At 51.6% G+C, this 24,358-nt stretch carries 16 protein-coding genes; all 16 read right to left on the bottom strand.

The window, feature by feature from the left end; translation table 11 throughout:
* Window positions 1-9: 9 nt before the first annotated feature.
* On the bottom strand, window positions 10-846 hold the full coding sequence (locus tag BLW29_RS21195; protein WP_090983283.1) for a carbohydrate ABC transporter permease: 837 nt from the start codon (window positions 844-846) through the stop codon (window positions 10-12).
* A 9-nt stretch (window positions 847-855) separates the two neighbouring features.
* On the bottom strand, window positions 856-1,743 hold the full coding sequence (locus BLW29_RS21200; protein ID WP_090983285.1) for a carbohydrate ABC transporter permease: 888 nt from the start codon (window positions 1,741-1,743) through the stop codon (window positions 856-858).
* A gap of 87 nt (window positions 1,744-1,830) precedes the next feature.
* The gene (locus BLW29_RS21205) at window positions 1,831-3,162 is read right to left on the bottom strand and encodes an ABC transporter substrate-binding protein (RefSeq protein WP_090983287.1); all 1,332 of its coding nucleotides are present in this window, start codon (window positions 3,160-3,162) and stop codon (window positions 1,831-1,833) included.
* 128 nt (window positions 3,163-3,290) lie between these two features.
* On the bottom strand, window positions 3,291-4,865 hold the full coding sequence (locus BLW29_RS21210) for a response regulator (RefSeq protein WP_090983289.1): 1,575 nt from the start codon (window positions 4,863-4,865) through the stop codon (window positions 3,291-3,293).
* On the bottom strand, window positions 4,865-6,685 hold the full coding sequence (locus BLW29_RS21215) for a cache domain-containing sensor histidine kinase (protein WP_090983291.1): 1,821 nt from the start codon (window positions 6,683-6,685) through the stop codon (window positions 4,865-4,867). Before BLW29_RS21215 ends, BLW29_RS21210 begins: the two co-directional genes overlap by 1 nt.
* A 152-nt stretch (window positions 6,686-6,837) precedes the next feature.
* Entirely contained in the window at window positions 6,838-10,191 is a 3,354-nt protein-coding gene (gene icmF / locus BLW29_RS21220) for a fused isobutyryl-CoA mutase/GTPase IcmF (protein ID WP_090983293.1), read from the bottom strand.
* 116 nt (window positions 10,192-10,307) lie between these two features.
* On the bottom strand, window positions 10,308-12,068 hold the full coding sequence (locus BLW29_RS21225; protein WP_090983295.1) for a DUF5107 domain-containing protein: 1,761 nt from the start codon (window positions 12,066-12,068) through the stop codon (window positions 10,308-10,310).
* Window positions 12,062-13,750 (bottom strand): DUF4091 domain-containing protein, encoded by a 1,689-nt coding sequence (locus BLW29_RS21230; RefSeq protein ID WP_090983297.1) that lies wholly within the window; start codon window positions 13,748-13,750, stop codon window positions 12,062-12,064. The genes BLW29_RS21225 and BLW29_RS21230 overlap by 7 nt, the downstream gene beginning before the upstream one ends.
* 1 nt (window position 13,751) lies before the next feature.
* Window positions 13,752-15,338, bottom strand: coding sequence for a DUF4091 domain-containing protein (locus BLW29_RS21235; protein WP_090983299.1), 1,587 nt, complete (start codon window positions 15,336-15,338; stop codon window positions 13,752-13,754).
* Window positions 15,339-15,365: 27 nt separating this feature from the next.
* On the bottom strand, window positions 15,366-16,157 hold the full coding sequence (locus BLW29_RS21240) for a glycoside hydrolase family 16 protein (RefSeq protein WP_090983301.1): 792 nt from the start codon (window positions 16,155-16,157) through the stop codon (window positions 15,366-15,368).
* A 96-nt stretch (window positions 16,158-16,253) separates the two neighbouring features.
* A complete protein-coding gene (locus BLW29_RS21245) occupies window positions 16,254-17,855 on the bottom strand; it encodes an extracellular solute-binding protein (RefSeq protein WP_090983303.1) in 1,602 nt (533 codons plus the stop codon).
* 71 nt (window positions 17,856-17,926) lie between these two features.
* Complete coding sequence (locus tag BLW29_RS21250; RefSeq protein ID WP_090983305.1) at window positions 17,927-18,844, bottom strand: carbohydrate ABC transporter permease; 918 nt, start codon at window positions 18,842-18,844, stop codon at window positions 17,927-17,929.
* The gene (locus BLW29_RS21255; RefSeq protein WP_256208761.1) at window positions 18,844-19,761 is read right to left on the bottom strand and encodes an ABC transporter permease; all 918 of its coding nucleotides are present in this window, start codon (window positions 19,759-19,761) and stop codon (window positions 18,844-18,846) included. The genes BLW29_RS21250 and BLW29_RS21255 overlap by 1 nt, the downstream gene beginning before the upstream one ends.
* Before the next feature lie 225 nt (window positions 19,762-19,986).
* The gene (locus BLW29_RS21260; RefSeq protein WP_371264769.1) at window positions 19,987-21,501 is read right to left on the bottom strand and encodes a response regulator; all 1,515 of its coding nucleotides are present in this window, start codon (window positions 21,499-21,501) and stop codon (window positions 19,987-19,989) included.
* Complete coding sequence (locus tag BLW29_RS21265) at window positions 21,398-23,176, bottom strand: sensor histidine kinase (protein WP_090983311.1); 1,779 nt, start codon at window positions 23,174-23,176, stop codon at window positions 21,398-21,400. Before BLW29_RS21265 ends, BLW29_RS21260 begins: the two co-directional genes overlap by 104 nt.
* A 154-nt stretch (window positions 23,177-23,330) precedes the next feature.
* The gene (locus tag BLW29_RS21270; RefSeq protein WP_256208762.1) at window positions 23,331-24,344 is read right to left on the bottom strand and encodes an iron-hydroxamate ABC transporter substrate-binding protein; all 1,014 of its coding nucleotides are present in this window, start codon (window positions 24,342-24,344) and stop codon (window positions 23,331-23,333) included.
* Window positions 24,345-24,358: the final 14 nt, after the last annotated feature.

Raw genomic sequence — 24,358 nt, forward strand, 5'->3', positions numbered from 1 at the left:
AAGCAAAACTTATTTGACCGAACCGCTTACAATACCTGAGAAAATATAACGCTGCAGAAACAAATACATGATCACAGTAGGAATCAAGATAATCACGACAGCCGCGCTGATCAAATTCCACTGGGCGCTGTTCACCCCGGCGAATTTCATAAGCGACGTCGAAACGACGCCCAGCTTCTGCGCCGGCATGTACAGATAAGGAATGTACATATCGTTATAGATGGAGATGGTCTTAATAATTGTGACCGTTGCCGTTGCCGGAATGAGCAGCGGGAAGATAACCGAGCGGAAGATCCGCACCAAGCTCGCGCCTTCCATCATCGCACTCTCGTCGAGATCAAACGGAATACTGCGAATAAATTGCAGGAAGATATAAATTTGCACCACGTCCGTGCCCAGATAAAGCAGTACAGGAGCCATATGCGAATTAAACAATCCAAGCTCCTTTACAATCGAGAACGTCGCAACCTGCGTCGTCACCGAAGGAATTAGCGTAGCCAGCACGTAGCCGCCGAGCAAATATTTCTTCAGCTTAAATTGGAAGCGGCCGAGCGCATAAGCTGCCATCGTGCCAATGATGATATTTCCGATCAGCGCCAGCACGAGGATAATGCTCGTATTCCAGAAGGCGCGCCCCATATGTCCGATTCGCATCACCGTTTCGAAGTTCTCCAGGTTGAAGAAGCTGCGCGGCAGCTCGAATACGGACGAAGTGTTATATTCCTCCGTTCCCTTGAAGGCGTTCAGAATCACGACATAAGGCGGGAAGAGAACGAGAAAGGCAGCCAACGTCAGCAGCAAATAGTGCATGGCAAGAAAGGGATTGTTGCGTTTAAAGATCGACATGGTGTTCCATCATCCCTTCTCTTCCCGAAGAATAAATTTACGCTGTATCGTAATGACAACGATGACAATCAGCAGCAGTACGACGCCCATTGCCGAGGCAAGACCGTAGTTGCTGTAGTGGAACGCCGTATCCACCGTCTTCGTCACAAAGGTATCGCTGGCTCCCGCCGGTCCGCCCTTGGTCATAATAAACGGCAAATCAAACACTTCAAGCGCGCCTGTTACGGTAAGCAGCATGGAGAGTTCGACAATCTTGAGAATACTCGGCCATGTGATATAGATGAAGGACTGTCTTTCATTCGCTCCGTCGATCAGCGCCGCCTCATACAGATCATCCGGAATCGACTGCAAGGCGCCTAAGTAAATCACCATATTAAACCCGAGATACTTCCACATCGAGATGAACGCCAGCGAGATATTGACCGTATGCTTATTGCCGAGCCAGCTTGTAATGAGACTGTCGAGACCAAGTGCAGTCAGCAGCCCGTTCAGCGAGCCGTCCTGAGAGTCGTACACGTAGGAGAACATATACGCAATGGCCACGCTGTTCATGATGTAAGGCAGGAAGATGAGCACACGGTAGATATTGCGGCCGCGCAGCTTCTTATTGAGCACGACGGCGAAATAGAGGGCAAGGATATTTTGAATAATGCCGCCGAAGAAGTAATACAGGTTGTGGGAGAACACGCTGAAAATTTCACTGTTGCGGAAGATCTCCCTGTAGTTGTCTAAGCCAACCCACCCCTTCGCCGCACTATAGCCATCCCAAGAGGTTAAGCTTAAATAGAGCAGCATTACGCCCGGATACAAGGAGAAGAGGACCAATAGGGTGACAGGCAGCAGCAGAAAGGTGAATAACACGATGATCTTCTGCTTCTTGTAAATGGAGGAATACATGCAAAGCCCCTTCCCGGTTCAATAGAAACATGCAATAGAAACGGGGCATGACATGAACCGTTCACGTCATGCCCCTCTCAGTCGAAATTATTTCGATGCTACTGCGGCGCGTGCTTCTTTCCAGCGCTTGTTGTAGTCGGCGAATACTTTGGTCACATCGTCTGCCATGATGACATCCTGTGCAAAGCCGCTTGTATCAAACTGCATTTTGTTGCCAATGCTGACATACTCGTCGCTCTCTGCTACCATCTCAACCACTTGCGGCTTAAAGGACATGAATTCTGCCAGCTGCGGCAGCTTGGATTCTTTATCCTTCAATACCGGAATGAATCCGCCGAAATCATCATAACCGGATTCCTCGACAAGCCATTTCAAGAAGGCTTTGGCTGTTTCCACATTGCCGCTGTTCTTGCTGACTGCGTATGCGTAGTCCGGGCTCAGAAGCGCTTTGGCTTCGCCGCTATTATCGATTGGAAGCGGGAAGAAACCGACATCCTCCGACTTCGCGCCATTATCGATGACTTGATTGATGACCCAGTTGCCAAGGAGGTACATTGCAGTCGTGCCGGAAGCAACGTCCTTCTTCGAGCCTTCCCAGTTCGTGGACATCAGATCTTTTTCGACATAGCCTTTATCCACGATGGTTTTAATAATATTCATCGCTTTCCAGTGCGGGCCATCTACAGGGAATGGCTCGTCTTGACCTGCCATCGTGTTGTGCAGACCCGGGTCGTTGGCGAACAGGAACGCTTCTTGATCCCAGCCCATCAAAGGCCATTTGTCTTTGAAGTTCGTGGAGAGTGCGACAATACCGGCTGCTTTGAGCTTCTCGCATGCGGCATAGAACTCATCCAATGTTTTTGGAACAGCGGTAATGCCTGCTTTCTCGAAGGCTTTCTTGTTGTAGGTAATCCCCATCGCGGAGCTGCCGGAAACGATTCCGTAAGTAGAACCATCCTGCGTGTAATTATCTTTAAAATAAATGCGGTCGTTCAGTCCCAGGTCATCCAGCGGAGCGAAGAACTCCGGCAAATTCGCTTTCGTTACCGTCTTCGGAACGAGAATGACATCGGGGAGCTCGTTGGATGCCAGACGCACCTTCATCGATTCCTCATAGTCCTTGATCGCTTCGAACTCCACCGTTGCTTCCGGGTACTTTTCTTTGAACCGTTTGGCGTATTCCTTAAGCTCGGTTTCCACTAAATCCGTACGGTTCGTCGCGAATACGATCTTGCCTTTAATCGCGCTCTCCGCCGCCGGTTCAGCGTCGTTCGTTGCAGCCTCGTTCGTTGTTGTATTGGTTGTGCTCTCTGTCGATGCTGCTTCTTTATTCCCCTCGTTGTTGCCGTTTGATGAACAGCCTGCTAGCACGGCCCCGAATACGACCGTTGACAACACCAGTGATGCCCACTTCTTCATTTCCTTGTTCCCCCTCATCCGTACTGGAGCGTTTTGTTATCGTTTACATTTAGAATTATGGAGGAATATGAGAACGCTTTCTATGCAGCCGTTTTGTATTTATTGTCTTCTTTTTGGGTCCGTATCGACTATTGGCTGCCGCTCGTCTGATTCCGATATTTCTGCGGCGTGACGCCGACTGTTTTCTTAAACAGCTTGTTAAAGTAGATGCCGTCCGCATATCCGACAAGCTCGCCGATCTGATAGGCCTTGAGGTCGAGCCTGTCCTTCAGATACTCCTTGGCCTTGGCCATGCGAACCGAAGTAATGTATTCCGTTATGGTCTGATTCGTCTCCCGCTTGAACAGGAAGCTTAGGTAGCTCGCGTTTAAGAAGACCGTCTCCGAAAGTGCAGTCAGCTCGATTTCCTCGCGGTAATGCTCTTGAATCCACAGCTTCACCGTCTCGATGACGCGTTTGCTGCTTGCATTGCGAGTCGGCTCCAGCGCTTTCACCACCTGATCGACGATGGCAATCAGCCACTCCTTCAAATCTCGCATCGCAAAATGAGAGGCAACCGTCCGGTGAAAATCAAACGTCGCCCCCTGCAGCTCATAGAGCGCGTCCAAGAAGCCGTCGATCTTGGTCGTGAGCGTATAGAAGAGATGGCCAGCCATATGCATGATCTCGTCATAGCCGGCTTTTCCCCGCTCCGCTTCCGCGAAGAACAGCGGAATGACATGCTTGATCGTATGGGAGTCGAGCATCTCGCAGGCCGTCTTGAACTGCTCATCAAGCGCCGGCATATTGAAATTCCACTGCTCGGCTTTTGCAGGAAGATCCTTCAAATTCATCGCGAACGTCTCGCGTTCCTTGTAGAACGGATGCCTGCTCGCGGCGAGAGCTTCTACGTAGGCGCCATGCCATGTACCGCCGGGGCCTTGCGGCAGCACGCTTTCCCCGATGGCAATAAAACCGCCGCTGCGGTTATGCATATAGTCCATCATCCGAAGGCTGATGGCACGCAAGCTCCGCTCAGGCTGTTTGCTGTCCTCCTGAACGGAAAGCAGTACCGCGATGAGGTTATTCTCCATTACGACGACATGGTGGAACATGTCTTTGCTCTCGTCGAGGTAATGAAGCAGGCTCTCATGTGCGAGCCTATTCGAGGTGCGAAATACCATGACGGCGCCTCGGCCGGATTGGAGCTCAGGCAATAAGCTCGTCGCTTCATGCTCGGCAGCACCTCCGCTCTGCAGCAGCTTTCTCAGCTGCTCCTCCAGCTCTTGACCCTTCTGCTGCTTCGAAGCTGCAGCCAGCTGCTCCTCGCTCTCGCGCCGCTCCGACAGCCGCCGGTCTACCGTTTGCAGCAGCTGCGACAGCTCCTGCATGTCTACCGGCTTAATCATATAATCATCCACGCCGAACTGAATGGCTTTGCGCGCATATTCAAAGTCATTGTAGCCGCTCAGAATCAGGCACCGGATGCCGGGCAGCTTCTCCTTCACGAGCTCGATGAACCGCAGCCCGTCCATGTAAGGCATCTTAATATCCGTAATGATGAGATCCACCTGCAGATCCGGTGCGCCGATCGCTGCCAGCGCTTCGGCTCCGTCCTCGTAGCTCCCGACAATGCGGTAATCGCTCGAGAATCTCGTAATCATTTTCTCAAGTCCGAGTCTTATAATTTCTTCATCGTCTACGATGGCGATGTTAAGCATCATTATACTCCCCCAGTAATCTGATCTATGCTAAGCGCGGAAGACGGGTAAGGCAGCGACAGCGTGACAATGGTGCCCTCACCGACGCGGCTGTCGATGGCAACGCCATAGGCATTCCCGTAGCGCAGCTTGATTCGCTCGTTCACATTCTTAAGGCCGATGCCGGATTTCATGTCCGTTTGCTCCGTCTGCCCGTTTAAGTACTGCTGCAAATGCTGGAGCGTATGCGGATTGATGCCATTGCCCTCGTCTTGAATGTGAATATGCAGCAGCTCTCTCTCCAGCGTCGCGTACACGCGGATATGGACCTTCGCTTTCTTCCCTTCCACGCCATGCAGAATCGCATTCTCCACGATTGGCTGGAACGTCAGCTTCAGCATGTGATAACTCAGCACCTCGGGAGGCAAATCCGCTTCCCATTGGAATTGGTTCTTGAAGCGGTATTTGAGCAGATCGAGATAGTTGCCCAGATGCTGGAGCTCTTCCTGCACCGTCACCATTTCTTTGCCTCGGTTAATGCTGTACTGCATGAGCTTGCCAAGAATGAAGGTCATGTCGGCCACGTCGTTATCGTCGTTCAAAATCGCCTTCATGCGAATGGTCTCCAGCGTGTTATAGATAAAATGCGGATTGATTTGGCTCTGCAGCGCTTCGAGCTCGGCTTCGTTCTTGCGGTTCTGGATGACGTAAATCTCGTCGATCAGATCCTTAATACGCCTAAGCATGCGGTTAAATTGCGTGCCAAGCACACCGATCTCGTCCTTATTCTTTACCTTGAAGCTGATATCGAGGTTCCCCTGCTGAACCGCTCCCATCAGACTCGACAGCTTGCGGAGCGGATGCGTGAGTCGGAATGAAATGACAATCGAGACGATGAGCGCGACAATCATAATGATGATCGTTAAGCCTGTTGTGAGGTTGCGCGTAATCTTGGCATCCTTGTGCAAATGCTTGACCGGGATATAGACAATGGTGCGCCAACCGGTTATTTTGGACTCGTTGTAAGTCGCAATGTAGCTCTCGCCGTCGATCGTCGTCTCCACGCTGCCCTGCGTGCCCTTTATGTCTGCGAGCAGCTGCGGGTCGGAGAGCGGCTTGCCGATGGACTTCTTCAGACTGTCGTAAATCACCTGATGCGCATTGTCGATAATGAGCGTTCTGCCTTTGGTGATGGAGTCCATTTGTTTGACCGTATCTTCGATGATGCTCAGCTTCGTATCGACGACGATCGTGCCGATGGACTTATAGGAACTGACGTCGCGGATATCCCGAATAACCGAGAATACGTAGTAGGGCGTATGACCCGGAATCGATATTTCCTGCGTACTCAGAATAACCGGATTGCCTCTGCTTTGAGCGGCCAGCTTCGTCCATTTCGGGAATTGTTCCTTGAGGTCGGAGCGGACTGAATCCGTTTTCATTCTGTAAAAGACGTTGCCGTAGAGATCCAGAATATAGGTGGAGCTCATATCCTTGTTCATATTGTTCATCAGGCCGATATAGAAATCGATCTTCTTCTGCTTCGACAAATCGAGGCTCGGCGAGACGAGAAACTGCTGCAGCTCGGAGGAGAACAGCGGGATCTTCGTAATCATCATCATGTTGGAAATATTCTCTTCGAGCTTGCTCTGGAAGTTGTAAATCGCTTCGTTCATGTATTTCGTCGTATTGTCATTGATCGAACTGACATAATTCTGGTAAGAGATGTAACTGATCGCAATAATGGGACTGATAATGAGAAAGAGAAACACTGCCGTCAGCTTCTTCTGCATACTGTTGTGCACCATAAAAAAAGACCATAACCGTCTAATCGAACCGCGCATGAGCCATCCTCGCCATCATCCTATTTTCGTTCATCGTACATCACCTCTCTGGTCCTAGCAATGTAAATCATAAAAATAATAGGGTGACAGGACGAACGAAAACCCGCTCCTTCTCTAGGAAGGCTGCGGGTTTTCTGGTGTTTCTGCGTGTCCTATATATTGCGCCGATACTGGCCTCCGACCTCATAGAGCGCGTGTGTAATTTGCCCAAGACTTGCCACTTTGACGGTGTCCATCAGCTCCTCGAACAAATTGCCGCCGCTAATCGCAATTTGCTTCAGCCTCTGCAGTGCCTCAGGTGCAGTCTGTTTGTGCTGCTCATGGAAGCTGCATAAACCCGCTATCTGCTGCTCCTTCTCTTCTGGGGTCGCCCGCGCTACCTGCAGCTCCGCTACATGCTCCTTGGGCTGCGGATTCAGAAATGTATTTACGCCGATGATGGGGAGTTCGCCGCTATGCTTCTTCATCTCGTACAAGTACGATTCATCTTGGATCTTCCCCCGCTGATACTGGGACTCCATCGCCCCGAGCACGCCGCCTCGCACATGCAGCCGTTCGAATTCCAGCAGTACCGCTTCCTCTACCAAATCCGTCAGCTGCTCGATCAGATACGAGCCTTGCAGCAAATTTTCGCACCGCATCAGCCCGAGCTCTTTGTTAATAATGAGCTGAATCGCCATTGCCCGGCGGACAGCTTCCTCGGATGGCGTCGTGACCGCTTCGTCATAGGAGTTCGTGTGCAGCGAATTGCAATTGTCCATAATCGCCATCAGTGCTTGAAGCGAAGTGCGGATATCGTTGAAGTCTACCTCCTGCGCATGCAGTGAGCGGCCTGAGGTTTGGATATGATACTTCAGCTTCTGGCTTCGCTCGTCGGCACCGTATCGGTCCCGCAGCACTACCGCCCAGATGCGCCGCGCTACTCTTCCGATGACCGAATATTCCGCATCCAACCCGTTGCTGAAGAAGAACGACAGGTTCGGTGCAAACGCGTTGATCGGCATCCCCCTGCTGAGGTAATACTCGACATACGTAAACCCGTTTGCCAGCGTGAACGCAAGCTGCGTAATAGGGTTCGCCCCCGCCTCCGCGATATGATAGCCGGAGATGGACACGGAATAATAATTCCGTACATCGTGATCGATAAAATATTGCTGAATATCCCCCATCATCCGAAGCGCGAACGGCATGGAGAAGAGGCATGTATTCTGCCCTTGGTCTTCTTTGAGAATATCTGCTTGCACCGTGCCGCGAACAGTGCGGAGCGTTTGCTTGCGGGTATCCGCAGATTCCTCTGAGGTGAGAGTGCCGCCAGGCTTGCTTGCGGCCGCTTCCAGCTGCTGCTGCTCGATGGCGATATTCATAAACATCGCCAGCAGCATAGGCGCCGGCCCATTAATTGTCATCGAGACGGATGTAGCCGGATGACACAGCCGAAAACCGGCGTACAGTTTGCGCATGTCGTCGAGCGTGCAGACACTGACGCCGCTCTCACCGATTTTGCCGTAGATATCGGGTCTGTACGCTGGATCTTCTCCGTACAAGGTTACGGAATCGAACGCGGTGCTGAGGCGTTTGGCCTGCTCCCCTTTCGAGAGGTAATGGAATCTGCGGTTCGTCCGTTCCGGCGTACCTTCTCCAGCGAACTGACGCTTCGGGTCTTCCCCCTCGCGCTTGAAGGGGAAAACGCCTGCCGTGTACGGAAATTCGCCGGGGCGGTTCTCTTGGTATGCCCAGTGGATGAGCTGGCCCCAATCCTCATAGGTCGGAAGCACAACTCGCGGAATATCCAGGCCGGACAAGGTTCTGGTATACAGCTCGTTTGTGAACGTTTGGCCGCGAATGGTCGTGGTAAGCGTCTGGTTACGGTACGCCTTCACTAGTGCGGGCCACTGCTGCAGAATGGTTCGCGATGCTTCGTTCAGCTTGCTGAAATACGAATTGCGCAGCCGCTCAAGTGAGGGAATCGCGTTCTCGTCGCCCGCTGAGTGCGCCGCCTCAAGCGTTCCTTCGATGCGGTAGCACATTCTCGCGGCCGCGGCTTGCTCCTCGGTCAGCTGCTTGTAGCGGCGGACGGTTTGCACGATTTCACTCAGATAGCCGCTTCGTTCATCCGGGATGATCGTTTGCTTCTGCGATGGCTGACCGGGCTGGCCGATTTGGTCGGTTTGGCTGGCTGCGGTGACGTCGGACGCCGCAGTCGTCGCATTGGCATCCGTCCCATTGGCCGCACTTACCTTGCCTGCCGCGCCCGCATCAGCTCCCGCTTCGCCGCCTCGCTCACTCAGCTTCTGCATGATGGCCGCGAATAACCGGCTCATCCCTGCATCATTGAATTGACTCGCATTCGTGCCGTACACCGGCATGTCCTGCCAATTCCGGTCAAACTGCTGCCGGCTTCGCTGGACCTGCTTCTTCACCTCTCGCAGCGCGTCCTCGGAGCCGCGGCGATCGAACTTATTAATTACGATCAGATCACCGTAATCGATCATCTCTATCTTCTCCAGCTGGCTCGGCGCGCCGAATTCACTCGTCATGACATAGACCGAGAGATCCGCCACCGCCGTAATTTGGTTATCCGCCTGGCCAATGCCGCTCGTCTCCACGACGATTAAATCATAGCCTGCGGCTTTCGCTGTCACGATAGCGTCCGCAATCGCTGCGGACAGTTCCGATCTTGACCCGCGGGTGGCGAAGCTCCGCATAAACACGCGGTCCGAATACACCGCGTTCATCCGAATGCGGTCGCCAAGCAGCGCGCCGCCTGTCTTCTGTTTGGTTGGATCGACCGACAATACGGCAATCGTCTTGAGAGGGTCATGCTGCAGATAACGATGCACGAACTCGTCGGTCAGGGAGCTCTTGCCCGCGCCGCCGGTACCCGTAATACCCAGAACAGGCGCGCCCCCAGCTACCAATGCAACGTCCGCGAACAGCTCTCCGAGTCGCGCTGCTTCAGTCGCTGCGGCTGCTACCCGCTGCTCTGCCAAAGTCATGAAGCGTGCCGTTATGCGATCGTTCCCGGTCCCAAGCTCCGCAGGCTTATCACCGAAATCGGCCACCGTCGAATAATCGCAAGCCTCCAGCATGACGTTAATCATGCCTTGCAATCCAAGTCGCCTTCCGTCCTCAGGAGAGAAGATCCGCGTTACACCGTAGCGATGAAGCTCCTCCGCTTCCGCAGGCAGAATTACGCCCCCGCCTCCCCCAAATATGCGAATATGGCCAGCCCCCGATTCCCGGAGCGAATCCACCATGTATTTAAAGAATGCCACATGTCCGCCCTGATACGAGGATACCGCGATGCCCTGAACATCCTCTTGAATGGCTGCTTTTATAATCTCGCGTACGGATCGATTATGTCCCAGATGGATAACCTCTGCGCCGCTCGCCTGCAATATTCGCCGCATGATGGTGATGGATGCGTCATGACCGTCAAACAATGCGGATGCTGTAACGAACCGAATCTGATGTACCGGCACATACCGACTGACCCCTTCGTTCATACCGATCGCCTCCGAATGCTAGCGTTGTCTGTTATCTTTATGCGACTAAGCGTATCCTTATATCCAAAAAGCCGCCTCCTTCAACTTGTGAAGGGGGCGGCTCATCGCGGATCCAGCTAGGATTCCTTATTCGCATCCGATACGCGGTATGCACCGTATATGGCCAAATCATCTTCACCCAGATGCTCGGGGATCTCAACATTGGGGGTACCTAGCGCTTCATGGATTCGCATCCATAGAAGCGTTCGTTCATAACGCTGATGGATGCTGCCGAACCGATGGTTCTCTAAGAGCGCCTTCGCTTCGGCCAGCGAACCACGAGCGACTAACATTGCCGCCTTGCGCTCCACCAGCCCGTCGTCTTGCAGCGAATCCACCAGCTTGAACCAGCGCTCCCGTTCCTCCAGCGTGGAATGCCCGATGGCTTCGAGCGTCATATCCCGCTCAATGAACAGCTGCGGGTGCAGCTGCCATGCTGCGGATTCCATGCAGTCATACGTAACTCTTGACGCTTCATAGTCCTGCTTCACGACGCGCAGCAGTCTTCCGAGCAGCGCGTAGGCACAGTCCAGTTCCAGCGTTTGCAGAAGCTCAATGGCTTCGTCCATCTCATCACGCGCCGCCAGCCATACCGCCCGATAATAGACCCAGAGCGATCGGCTCACTTTATCCTCTTCTTGCATTGCCGCCCAGAGCAGCGCCTCGCCCAGCTGCTCCATTCCGGATGGAGGCCAGCAGCAGCTCTCAGGTTCAGGCGGGGCCGGAAGCAGCACGCCTAAGTCCTTGCTCTCCTCATAAGCAGACAACAGCGCAAGCCAAGGCAATGTCGTCTCCCGCTTCACCCAATCGAATACCGGCACTTGCCTAAGATCCACGAGCCGCGGAGTCGGCAGCTTAATCGCTCGAATGTCCAGCGGTACTGTACTTGGCAGCCAATATTCCACATGCGTATGCCGGGCACCCGGCTGCAGCTTGGTATTGTCCGCCTGCTCCAGCAGCGGCCCCGCTTGAATCTCGACATAGCTCTCTTGTCGCTGCGAAGTCTGATGCGCCCAAGCTTCGTGTCGACCGGTGCCGTACAACCAAAGCTTCATCCCAGGCGTTACCGCCGGGTCGGCAACATGGTACAGCCCGCTCCCTAGACTCGGCGTATACATCCCGAATGCCGTGCAATCGGATGTCTTCCAGAAGAACCCCTGCATTCGATCGAAATCCGCTAAACGATACTCGCGCTCCCTGCTCCACTCCAGCTCTTCAAGCACATCCGCATGCCGAAGCACATGCCCTGCAGGGAAATGAAACTGTGAATCCGCGCGAGCAGGCAGAGCGGCATTGGACCAAGACATCCATGCATGCGCCTGCGAAGTCGGATTCACGAATGTCGTACGCTGGGTCAGGAGCCGGTCCTGCTCCCCCAGCGAATACTCCACCGTCCAATGCATCCCGTAGCGCACTTCTCGCTCGCCGCACCAGATATAGAGTCGATCATCGATTTGCTCGGCAGCAGCATGCACCGCTTCGATCTGCACAGGCGTATGCGCAATCGGGAAGCTCACCTCAATGCCGCCACTGATGAATGCCATTCGCGGCAGGATGCGCACCGGCCGCACCGAGCCGGCATGGAACAGAATCTCCTTGCCGCTTGCTTTATCGAGGATGGAATGGATCTTACCGCCTAAACCCGGACATACCGTTACCTTCAGCCAGTCGTTCTCGATCGCGATCATCCGCAGCTTGCGGAGCACCGGCCGCTCCGCCGTCTCGCTAAAACTCACATACGGATAGATGCCTTCCTCATCGCAGATGGTTGGGACTGGGCCGCAAGGCTGTGACTCGTGAACGAGCATCGGTTCCCGCCACTCGGTCCGCTTCAGCATGAGAACTTCCCTTGCTTGCAGGCATGAATCCACTGATTCACGCGCTGACGCATGCGCAGCAGCCAAGCACTGCCTTTCTCATAATCTCTAAACGTAAGAGGCCCCGCCATTTCCTCTTCCAGCAAGGCAATCACCGCTTCTTTGCCAATGCAGCTCTCCAGCAATTGAAGCGCTCGAATATCTTGGAATGCTTCGCGCAGCACTTCAAGCCGAATGGACGTGATCGGACCTTCCTTGCCCGGATAAACCAAGAATGCATCCCCCGAAGGGAAAGCATGATCAGCATCCGTCACCGTGAACGGATCGATGACGCGGCGTGAACGCTGAGAATACCAGTGATTGTAGCCCCAGTGCAGAAACCCTTGAATATTGTGCTTATACAGCTGAACGCCAATCATTCGATTGCGAGCCGATGGCATGTTGAAGAAGCGGTTCGATTCGTTATGCTTGTACTCGCAGCAGCAATAATACGCCCAGAGCGGATCGGCCTTGCCGGCAATGTAGGTGTGAATATGCTCGGTGGATACAACGGGATGCGTCAGCAGCCCTTTCTCATAGAACTCAAATTCGGATAAGGCATCGATGATCGGATACTCGCCATTGAACAACGAACGGACAAGCGTGCTTGCCTTCGTATACGATTCCAGATCATGAAGCGTCGGCTCATCGGACAAGTGGAAATAACAGCTTTGCTCCAGACCATGCAAGCGAATGAACTGCTCCAATTCCGGAATGAACTGCGTCAGGAATCGGTTGTACTCCTCTCCGGCGGCATCGGTCTCCCAGCCGAAAATTTGCACATTCTCACCCTCGACCTCCGCCATGATCTTCGGCGCATGCTTCGCTCCCCATTGCGTGAACAAATGGGAGAACTCGAACCTATGGATGTCATTGCGGTGGCATAGCTCTACCCATCTCTCCAGCAGCGAGAAATCGAACTGATAACCATGCTCTTGCCCATGACCGATGCGCTTCACGCCGATCAGCTGGACAGTCGGACGATATTTGCCGTAATCCAGCTCAAGCGGCGGCGAGAACAGCGGCGTCAAGATCAAGTTCATGCCATATTCAGCATAATGAGCGACATAGGTCTCGATGAGGCTCCAATGCGCTTCCGAGAAGATATCGACGTTATACTGGGTGGCGAGACAATCGAAATAGAACCATTCCGTGTGGAGAAGACGCTGCTCCGGCAGTTCAGCATTAATAACTCGAAGCCGGAAAGACTCCGATCCAAGCTCCTCGCCGGATTCGTCCGTGAATCGAATCCTAATCGGATGTTCGCCATGCGCAATAGCGCCGGCGTTTCCGAGTTTAACCGTAACCCACACAGACCGCCACTGCTTCGGAAGCGCATGTACAGTACCATCCTCAAGCGGATACAGCGGATCCGGGTATAGTCCCGGCGTAGTTCGCAGCAAGTAATCGTCAGGGTCGTTATAGTTAGTCAGCTCAGAAGGTACCAGGCCGACGCTTCTAAGCGAGATGGCACCCTCCAAATCCGGCGATTCGGCAAATACCCGAATGTTCTTCATCAGATAAGCGGCGCGGTATGCGACCTGAAAGGAATAATATTCGCCAAGCAGCGCTGAGCCCTCATGAAATGCGGACTCCAGCAGCTCCTCATCGGCAAATACCTTAACAAGCGAATGGACGCATTTCGTCTCAAAAGTCTGTGCCATCTTATCTCTCCTCCGATAGTGCCTGAAGCAGTTTGCGGTGCACATGCTCGAAGTGCGCCGTATCCTCGTTAGCCTCATTGAAGCTGATTAGGCAGCTATGCGTCAGTTCATCTGCGAGCCCCTTATCCTTCTTCGCAAGCTGCCTCAGAAGCTCATAATCCTCGATGCCTGCACGCATCGCCTCTAAACGCACGCTTCCGATCGGTCCATTCGTTCCCGGGAAGGTGATATGCGTATCCCCCGGCGGGAAGCAAAGATCCGTCTGCTCGTAAGGATCTTTGTCGTCATCGCAATGATTAAGACCCCAATGCAGGAAGCCTTCCAAATCATATTTGTAATTGCCCCAATGCAAATACCGCGTCCGCAGCAAAGGCATGTCCCACAGGCGGTTCATCGAAGAGCCCCCGGGGAAGCAGCAGGTGTAGAACCACAGCTTATCGCCAAGCGATCTCAGCTTCTCGAACTGTTCGCGATGCTCGAGGTAGTAGATATTCTTCGGCACCAGGATATCGACAGAACCGGCCAGATCATAGGTTTCTACCGCTTCAAGCAGCGGAATGCCCGGCATGAATTTACGAACGATACCCGATAGAATGCGATATTCCTCCACGCTCGTTCCGATCGGCTCGTCCGCTACATGCTGCACCAGCTTGCCCAGCCAGCCATTCTGCTCGAGGAACGTTCGCCAAGCAGGCAGAAATTGCGACAGATACGCATAACCTTCCGTCGATATCGCTTTAAGCGCTTCTCCGCCGTTCCACGTATTCCATATATGAAACTCCGAGCCCCAGAAATCTTTGCGTCCGGCAACCAGACCGCCTTCAATAAACGTAAATCCAAGGCTGAAGTACAGCCGAATAAGCCGCTCCGCTCTAGCAAAATCAAACCGGTAGCGATCTTCGCCCACAAGGCTAACCTGCACCGCATCCATCGGCACCCAGAAATGCGTTTGCCTTGCACGCCGCATCAGTCTGCCATACTTCTCGATCATTGCCCAGTGCCCTTCCGACCACAGCTCTACGTTGTAGCGCTTGGCCATATTCGGCAGGCTGAACCAGTTGGTAACCGCCAGCGTCTCCTCTGCAGGTACGACCGCTTGATGCACCTCGATTTGGACTGGAATGAGGCAAGTCCCTTCACCAATCCTTACATCCAGTTCCCCCGTGTAAGTACCTGCTCCCGCATCGGTCGGAATTTCCCAGCACAGATACAGTGCTTCCGTAGCAGCGCGAGCAACGACACCTTCCGTAAGCGGCTTCATAGCTTCGTACACCCGGAATGGCGCCTGGCGCGTCGTGTAGCCTACAGCAGATTCGCCTTCATTGATGCAGTGGCTAATCGGGCCGGTATTCTTTTCTACCAAAATATCAAGTAATTGATAGACCTCCGGCTGGCGCACAAATACGCAGCTTGTCGAACGTACAAACTCACAATGAATCTCGGCGTTCGGCGATACTTCGTTAAACAGAATCTGACAAGCAGCGTAGCTGCCTCTTGCTGTATGCAGCTTGATCGCTGTGCTGCCGTTCTCCGAAACGATGCTGTCCGGGTAAATCCATTCATTCATGCTGAAGATTTGAGCTTTCATTCGAGTTATACCTCCTGCAAGGCTTACTTAGATTGCTGGTCCGTAATTGCCGTCTTCCGGTTGATAGATACGGATATAGTCCACTTCCAGTGTCTGCGGGAATACCGTTGTCTCATCCGGATAGCCCGGCCAGTTGCCGCCGACGGCCAAGTTCAGCATCAAATAGAAAGGTTTGTTGAATGGTGCCGGGTAAGGCTCGGCTATCGAAGAATCAGTCTCTCGTGTATACCATTCGCTGCTCTTATAGTAAATCTGACCATCGATGTACCATCTCATCTGTGTTGGCGTCCAATCCACCGTAAACGTATGGAACTTATCCGCGAAATTACCGGATTCCAACGTATAACAATCACCTTTATAGTAATGCGGATTGCCCATGTGGAGCGTGCCATGCACTTTGTTTGGCTCATGTCCGCACATCTCCATGAGGTCGATTTCACCGGCACTCGGCCAGTCACCGTGAACCTGTAAATCCGTAGACATCATCCAAAAAGCCGGCCAAATGCCTTGACCATAGGGCAGTCTCGCACGGATTTCAAAACGTCCATACGTCCAGTCCACCTTGTTTCGCGTAACCAGCTTCGCCGATGTATATGGACTTCCCTCGTATTCCTCTTGGATCGCTTTAATTACAAGCTTGGAATCTTCGATATAAGCATTTCGAGCTTCTCTCGTATAATACTGGAGCTCGTTATTCCCCCAGCCATGTCCGTCAATATCATAATCCCAGCGCGACAAATCAATCTCCGGCCCGTCAAACTCTTCATGCCATACCAGCTTCCATCCGTTATCCGATACATCGAAGTGGTTCGTTATCATGGTTAGGTTATACCTCCAATTAATTCGAATCGCTGCCAGAACAAAAGGTTGGAGTGGAAACCCGCAAACAGGCTCCCACTCCAAGGGTACGGCTATTTAGTTCTCATCCTTGAACTTCTCGTTCACTTGATCGATCGCATCCTGCAAGCCAAGACCCATTTGCTCATCGGCAAATTTCTTAAGCGCTGCTTTGATATCGTCATTGCCCATAACAAGCTTGGTTACCAAACCGTCAAGGTCTCCGCCGCCTGTGCTAAGCGAGCTGGCAAAGGAATTGACAACCCAGTTTACAGGAGCCTTCTCGCCGGTTTTCAGTGCCTCTGCTTCAACACCATCCAAGTACTGTTGGACTTGCTCCGTCTCCGACGGACCATAACCTTCAATATAACGCACGCCGTCACCCCAGATGGACAGACCGTTAAATACGGTTGAAGACGGGTACTTCTTCGCTAGATCAAAGCCTGCTTCTCCGGAATGCTTGTTGGTGATTTTATCGCCGTTCGGCTCCCAATCTACGCCTTCAAGTCCGTAGAACACGGTCTTCTGTCCTTCCGGGGACGCAAGCCAATCCAGCAGGGCCAGAATGCGCTCTTGCTTCTCGTCACTGACTTCTCCGTTAAAGAGCGTGCCGGACCAGTAGTCAAAGTAGCCGTACAAGTAGTTTTTGCCGTCTGCTGCCGGAATGTTCGGCAAGATTTTGACATGATCGATAATTTTCGAGCCCGGGTTTGCCGCTGTCCAGCCCGGAATCATGCCAGTCATGGTTTTCACAGTAGTAACGATTGCAGCTGCTTTGCCTTGATTAAACTTGCCGTCGGCATCCATGTTCGGAACCGCGAAATCTTTATCCATCAGACCGGATTTAAACAGATCTCTCTCGCGTTCTACAACTTCAGCATAGCCATCCGTCATCCAGCCCGGAATCCATTTGCCGTCTACCTTCTGCCACCAGCCGCCGCCAGGAGCAACGTTGTGGAAGACGCTGTCATGCGTCCAGCCGATGTTATTCGTCGTCAGTCCGATTACGCCTTTCTTGTCGGCCAGCGTTTTCAATACAGCCTTCAGCTCATCGTACGTCGTCGGATCTTTGAGCCCCAGCTCTTCCATCCAATCCTTGCGAATCAGAATGCCGCGGTCGTTCGGAAGCTCATTGCGGTTAGCAAGCATCCTTGGTACGAAGTAGCTCTTGCCATCGGCAGCATTCGCGCCTTGAACGTCCGGAAGATCGATATATTTCTTCAGATTCGGAAATCTGCCCATATCGTCCGGCAGCGGTTTAATGATCCCCTGATCGACCCATTGATTGAACAAGTCGCCGCTTGTCGCATCCGAGAAGAAGGCATCAGGCAGTTGACCGGAAGCGGCCCACAGCTTCGTTCTGTCCGAGTAATCGCTCCAAGATTCGTTAACCGGCTTGATTGTAATATTGAATTTATCTTGAATCATCTTCAGCATATCGTCCGGTTGGCCATCTTTGATCGCGGAAGCGATGTCGAAATACGCAATGGACACTTCCAGATGCTCTTTGTACAGATCGGCTTCGGCTGCATTCCCGTTGCCCGTGTTGGCAGCATTGTTCGTTGTCGCTGCATTGCCTGCATTGTTTGTTGTATCTGCATTCGACCCGCAACCTGCCAGCAAGGTGGTTGCAATCAGCGCTGTGCTAAGACCTACGGTAAGAGTTTTCTTGTTCTTCATATCTTTTGTATCCCCCTCAAGTAATGGATCTTCTTTCAAGGCTCAGGTACGGGTAATCAGCTTCAAAGGCGTTAACCTTTGATCGAACCGATCATCACCCCCTTAGTGAAATACTTTTGCAGGAAGGGATAGACGGCCATGATCGGTAAGCTCGTTACCATGATTGCTGCCATTTTGAGTGAATCCTGTGGAATTTTCACTTTCGATTGATCGATAACCGATACGCCGTTATTCATGCTTAATATTTGAGAAATACTAGTCAACATGTTGCGCAGCATGAGCTGCATCGGATATTTATCCGCATCGGTCAGGAACAGCATCGGCGTATACCAATCGTTCCAGCGATCTACCGCGTAGAAGAGCGAGATCGAAGCAATGACCGGCATCGAGGTCGGAATGACGATACGCATCAGAATGGCGAAATCGCCTGCCCCGTCGATCTTAGCCGACTCCTCCAAGCTCGCCGGGAAGTCCCGGAAGAAGGAAAGCATGATCCATATATAGAACGTATTCAGCGCTGATGGGAGAATCATAACCCAATAGCTGTTCTGTAAGCCAACACCCTTAATCGTCAAGTAGTACGGAATGAGGCCGCCGCCGAAGAACATCGTGAAGATAATAAAGCCCATAATATACTTCCAGCCCGGCATCCCTCTCTTGCTGAGCGCATAAGCGGCAACCGTCGTTAGAAACAAGCTGAGGAACGTTCCAATAATTGTAACAGACATCGAGACCGCGAAGGCTCTGCCGACGCCGTACTTAATAATCTGCTCGTACCCCTCAAGTGTAAAGGTCGTCGGCCAGATCAAGCCAGTCGGCGTTCCGAATGAGCTGATTAATACGGTGTAGAACGGAAATATGGCCGCTACTGCTGCGATGATGAATAGGGCATGCAGGATGATGTCTGCTTTACTCTTTCCCCTGTTTGCCAAACGATGCTCGTCTTGGCCGCCGCCGACGTTCTGATTTACAACTGTAGTTTCTGCCATTACATCAGCCCCTCCTGACCCATACGTTTCACGAAATAATTAGCAATCAGCAAGAGGGCCAAACTGATAACCGACTTAAACAATCCAACTGCCGTAATGATACCGAAGCCAAGATTAACTCTGCCGGAGAACGATAATCGGTACATAAACGTATCGAGAATGTCCGCAACATCGTATACGCCAGGGCTGTACAGGTTGAAAATTTGATCGAAACCGCCATTCATAATGCCGCTGACAGCCAGAATCAGCATCATTGCAGCAACTCCATTAATCGATGGCCAAGTAATGTGAAGCATCTGCTTCCACCTGTTCGCGCCATCCATATAAGCCGCCTCATACAGCTCAGGACTTATCCCGGCAATAGCGGCCAGATAGATAATGGCTCCCCAGCCTGCTTCTTTCCATATATTCGTCGAGTACAGTAAACCTCTGAACGTATCCGGATCGGATAGCAAACTGACATTCTCAAGTCCAATATGGGATAGCACCAAATGTACCGCGCCTGTGTTGCCAAGGATATTCACGAGAATACCGCCAAGCACGACCCAGGATAGAAAATGCGGAAACGTGAAAACGGTCTGGTACAGCTTCTTCAGCTTGGAGCCTGCTACCTCGTTAAGCAGCAGGGCTACGATAATCGCCATCGGAAACTCGATGATGAGCCTGCCGATACTGATGACAATCGTATTCTGGAACGCCGTCCAGAAATCGGAGTACTTGAAGATGTATCGGAAGTTGTCCAGCCCAACCCATGGACTGCCCAATATGCCTTTGTTGTACATGAATTTCTTGAAGGAGAGTGTGACGCCGTACATCGGGATGTACGCGAAGATTGCGTAGTAAACGACAATGGGCACTAAGAACAAATAAAACATTTTATACTGCAAGATCCGTTTCCATAGCACTGTACCGTTCAACTGAACCATCCCCAATACATGTAAGTCGTCTTACCTGCTGTTCTGTTTCTTATAGAACTATATTAGCCGCAAATGAAAGCGCTTCCCATGTACAATGAATAGCAGCTTTTGTATTCAGAATCGGACATTTTCCGTTAGGCTTCTCCTTACATCTAACAAATAGACAAGAACTAATAATAATTGTCCATTTTCGTTCAATAAAAAAAGAACGGCAGGATGCCGTTCCTATTTACTCACTCGATATTCTCTTGGCGTCTTGCCGACGATCTTCTTGAATATTTTGCTGAAATAATAAGCATCGGGATAACCTGCACGCTCCCCTACACGGTGGACGGGCAAGTTGCTGTTCCTCAGCAGCTCACAGGCATGACGGACGCGAAGCTCAGCCAAGTAATCCGTAAACGACTGGCTGACATGCTTGATAAACAGCTGACTGATATAATTCCGGTTCATAAAAAATTCATCAGCCAGCATCTGAAGAGATAGATTCTCTTGGTAGTGATTGTTCACGTATTCAATAACGGCAACGAATGATTCGCTGCGGAAATGCCCTTGATGATACATGCCGCCCAAGTATGCACCGGACATCCGATTCAAATCCTGAATTAATTCCGAGATATCTTGATATCGCTCGATTAATCGTTCATAGTCGACCAGCAAGTATCTGGCAAGCTTCTCTGAATCGTTATTCTGCGAATGAATAATGGTCGTTAATACCGTGTTGTGGAGGAAGAAGGCGTGCTTGATCTGATAGGCGCCGGCACGGAATGATTGCTCATATTGCTCAAACAGCGACATTAATTCAGACAAATTTCGATTCTGAAGCGCAGCGGGCAGCTGTTTGAAATCCGAGAAGCCCTTCGACTCACCGACTTGGAGCACAGTAGGGTGGCCGGTTATAAAGTATTGAAAGGCTGCCATCTCCGCATCCTCGATGGCTCCCTTCAGCTCTGCCACGTGATGGAATAATCCGCTGATCCCGATGCCGCGGAATGTAGCGCTGCTATTCGCCAAATGGCCGTACAGCGATTCCGGCTGATCCTCTTCTTCCATCGCAATATATACGCTTTTCCCCCCGCTTGCGCTCAGCCTCATATGCCGATACGGACGAAGCAGATTCGAGTCGTTCACATCCAAGCCGACAACAACGCGTAAGCCGCTCGCAGCATCGATGCCGGCATTGGTCAGCAGCTTCATCACTCGCTCGCTGCCTTCTTGCTTATCCTCGACAATCCACTCCAGCATAGAAGGCACATCTTTGGCCGAACGTTCATCCAGCCTCTCTTTGGCTTTCTTGAGCAGCGGAATGATCTCCTCTTCCTCGATCGGCTTCAGACAATACCCGATCGCTCCGAGGTTCATGCATTTCTGTACATACGAGAACTCCGCAAAGCCGCTGACGACAATGAAGAGCGTATCCAGCTGCAGCTCGTTACATTTCTTAATGAGCTCCAAACCGCTAATCTGCGGCATCCGAATATCAATGAAGGCCAAATCGGGATTGATCTCTTTCATGAGCTCAAGCGCTCTTGGACTTTGCGTTTCGGTAGCGACGATCTCAAAGCCAAAACGGGACCACACGATGGTATCCAGCAGATTCTTCACGACCCACTGCTCGTCATCGACAATTATAGCTCTATACAGGATTAGCTCCTCCTTCCATTTGAACGGGAATCCGGATCGTAACGACGGTGCCTCTATTTTCTTTGCTCCATATATCCAGTCCATAATCATGGCCATAATGAAATTGCAAACGATGATGGACATTCATCAGTCCAACGCCGGCAGACTTCGCGGCATCCGGCTTCACCTGACGGTCCGAATGAAGCTGGTACCTCAATCGAGCCAGGCGCTTCTCGTCAATGCCAACGCCGTCATCGCTGACGGTCACAATCAGATCATGCCCGCTGTTGAGATCATAGTGAGCGGTAATGGTCAGTTTGCCTTGTTCATATCTCGGTTCAAGCCCGTGATAGACGGCATTCTCGACCAAGGGCTGCAGGATCATTTTCGGTACAACAGCAGACCTTAAGCTCTCGGGAATATCACACTGAAAGGTAAATCGGTTCGAGAAGCGAATCATCTGAATGTTCATATACGCTTCTGCAATGCGGATTTCATCAGACAACAATACGGTGTCCTGGCCTTTGATACTGTATCGGAATATCCGAGACAAAGCCCCGGTCATCTCGCGGATCTCCGGCACGCCTCGCTCGGAGGCGAGCCCGCGAATCGTATCCAGTGTATTGTAAAGGAAATGCGGATTGACCTGACTCTTGAGAAAATCAAACTCGGCGCGCTTCTTCTCAATTTCCGACTTTAACAGCCGTTCGTTGGAATCGACCAGCTGCTCGGTGAGATCCTGTACGTCCGAGAGCATCTGATTGTACCGGATGCCGATGACTTCCGCTTCTGTAGATCCTTGCAAATCCAGCCTTTTGTTCAAATCGTCCTTATGATGAATTCTCATATAATGATAGAGTTTGCGCAGCGGCAAAATCATATTGTTCAGGATCAGCACGAACGGAATGATCATCAGCAGGATACCGATACCTAAGGCAATCATCGTCTGCTTGCGCAGCTTGCGGATATCCTTGAAGAAAACATCATCCGGAATCAAACGGACGAATTTCCCGCCGATCTGGGGCAGCTCCTTCACTTGAATATGCTGCAGCTTGCCATCTACCTGCACGATGCCGTTATCCGCTTCGTCGCTTGGCAAGTGGAATGGTTGTCCGATTTTGTCACGTGCATTACTCATGAATATCGTGTTGTTCCGATCCAGCAAATATACGCTTGTTCCGGGCTGGAGAGATTTGATGTCATAGCCGCCGGTAAGTGTAGTTGCGTCGATAAGCAGGATGATCTGACCGATCTCGTTCGTATAGTTATTGTGAATGTCACTGGAGAAAATGTTCGTACCGACAGCGAAGCAGTAACGTTCGAGCCCTATGTTCTTGCAGGTTTGAATGGCAGAGAAATACGAGTCTGCCTTCTTCGGCATCTTGACGTTAAACTGACTCAGCGTACTGCCTTGCAGGGAGAAGGTTTCGCCGTTCTTACCGATGATTAGGAAATCCAAGATCCCCGGCTTAACCGTAGATAAGTTGATGAATAAATTCCTGAGCGTCGGATAACGCTGCAGCTTGGACAAGGGATCCTCGTCCAGCAAATAATCCTGGATCGATTTATTATAGGCGACGTTGTAGGTCAGCCATTTCACAACATCATAATTCGATAGAATCGTTTGTTCAATCTGGCTGAACATATCGTTTGTATAGACCTCGTTGTTCTTCGTCAGAAAGGCAGCGCTTCGGCTGTAGTTAAACAGCAGAATGGCGATAATCATGCCCATCGTTAATGCAGCAATGAGAAACATCTGCCCTCTGATCGGGAGCTTGCGCAACACATTCATAGTCTGTCATCCTGCCTACATATGGTTTGAAACGTTTCGACTCTAATTATAACACAGAAGATGAAACCGCTGTCAGTGTCGATATTACCGTATGCAAAATAAAAGCGTGCAGCTCCTCTTCATCGAAATGAGAGGATTGCACGCTTCTAAATTATTATTTAACGAGCAGCTTAACCGCATCGTCCATCATTTGCTCGCCGGCGATTTTGCCGGAGTAGAGCCATGCGCTTGAAGCCGGAACTTCATAAACATGATTGTTCTTCACGGCAGGGATGTTCTTCCATACTGGGTTTTTCAACGTTTCGGCTGCATCGGTTTTGTCGCTGTTCACCAGAATGATGTGATCGGCTGTCAATTCCGCAAGCTTCTCCATCGCTACCGGATTCCAAGAAGCTTTGGACTTCTCCGGAATTTCGTTAACCAGGTTCGGAGGCGTTAAGCCAAGATCCTTGTAAAGGACCGCGCCGCTTGATTTGGTTTCATCCACGATGTAGAAGTTCTTCGCTACCAGCCATAGAACGGCTACGGATTGCTTATCGATCGCACCGGCAAGCTTCGCTTTGGTGTCGGCTGCTTTCTGATCGTACTCGGCAATTGCTTTGTCCGCATCTTCGCTCTGACCCAGCAGGCCGCCGATTGTTTTAAGCGTCTCGCGCCAGTCGTTGTTTACTTTGTCGCCAAGTACATAAGTAGGAGCGATCTTCGCATATTGCTCATAAAGCCCCTTCTGTACAGCAGACTCGGAACCTACGATGATGAGATCGGGTGTTAAGCTCAGTACATTCTCAACCGGCAGATCCCAGCCAATTGTTGGCACATCTTTCAGTTGCGGAGCCAGGTAATCTTGAACGCCGTTTGCTACAGACCACTGAGCAACAGGCGTCTTGCCAAGCGTTATTACCGGATCTTCTAAATAAGAAGCGAGGATACGCTTCGGTTCAGCAGGAATTGTAACATCATGGCCCATGCCATCCTTAACTACTTTCTCAGTCGGAGGCTCAGCTGCCGCGTTGTTGCCGGCGTTCTCAGCAGTGTTGCCGCTATTCTCAGTTGCGGTGTTGCCACTGTTATTCTCGGATTTGTTGCCGCAAGCGGATAGAACCAGCATCAATGCCAGCAAACCCGTCATGATCAAACTAAACTTTCTAATCGTACTTGTCTTAAACAATGTAAGTGCCCCCT

Source organism: Paenibacillus sp. CF384 (genome assembly GCF_900106745.1).
In the GTDB taxonomy this organism is placed as follows: Bacteria; Bacillota; Bacilli; order Paenibacillales; family Paenibacillaceae; genus Paenibacillus_Z.

Bases quoted from the DNA above. Each gene is read 5' to 3' on its own strand.
- BLW29_RS21195 (WP_090983283.1), bottom strand. From the start codon at position 846: ATGTCGATCTTTAAACGCAACAATCCCTTTCTTGCCATGCACTATTTG.
- BLW29_RS21200 (WP_090983285.1), bottom strand. From the start codon at position 1,743: ATGTATTCCTCCATTTACAAGAAGCAGAAGATCATCGTGTTATTCACC.
- BLW29_RS21205 (WP_090983287.1), bottom strand. From the start codon at position 3,162: ATGAAGAAGTGGGCATCACTGGTGTTGTCAACGGTCGTATTCGGGGCC.
- BLW29_RS21210 (WP_090983289.1), bottom strand. From the start codon at position 4,865: ATGATGCTTAACATCGCCATCGTAGACGATGAAGAAATTATAAGACTC.
- BLW29_RS21215 (WP_090983291.1), bottom strand. From the start codon at position 6,685: ATGCGCGGTTCGATTAGACGGTTATGGTCTTTTTTTATGGTGCACAAC.
- icmF (WP_090983293.1), bottom strand. From the start codon at position 10,191: ATGAACGAAGGGGTCAGTCGGTATGTGCCGGTACATCAGATTCGGTTC.
- BLW29_RS21225 (WP_090983295.1), bottom strand. From the start codon at position 12,068: ATGCTGAAGCGGACCGAGTGGCGGGAACCGATGCTCGTTCACGAGTCA.
- BLW29_RS21230 (WP_090983297.1), bottom strand. From the start codon at position 13,750: ATGGCACAGACTTTTGAGACGAAATGCGTCCATTCGCTTGTTAAGGTA.
- BLW29_RS21235 (WP_090983299.1), bottom strand. From the start codon at position 15,338: ATGAAAGCTCAAATCTTCAGCATGAATGAATGGATTTACCCGGACAGC.
- BLW29_RS21240 (WP_090983301.1), bottom strand. From the start codon at position 16,157: ATGATAACGAACCACTTCGATGTATCGGATAACGGATGGAAGCTGGTA.
- BLW29_RS21245 (WP_090983303.1), bottom strand. From the start codon at position 17,855: ATGAAGAACAAGAAAACTCTTACCGTAGGTCTTAGCACAGCGCTGATT.
- BLW29_RS21250 (WP_090983305.1), bottom strand. From the start codon at position 18,844: ATGGCAGAAACTACAGTTGTAAATCAGAACGTCGGCGGCGGCCAAGAC.
- BLW29_RS21260 (WP_371264769.1), bottom strand. From the start codon at position 21,501: ATGGCCATGATTATGGACTGGATATATGGAGCAAAGAAAATAGAGGCA.
- BLW29_RS21265 (WP_090983311.1), bottom strand. From the start codon at position 23,176: ATGAATGTGTTGCGCAAGCTCCCGATCAGAGGGCAGATGTTTCTCATT.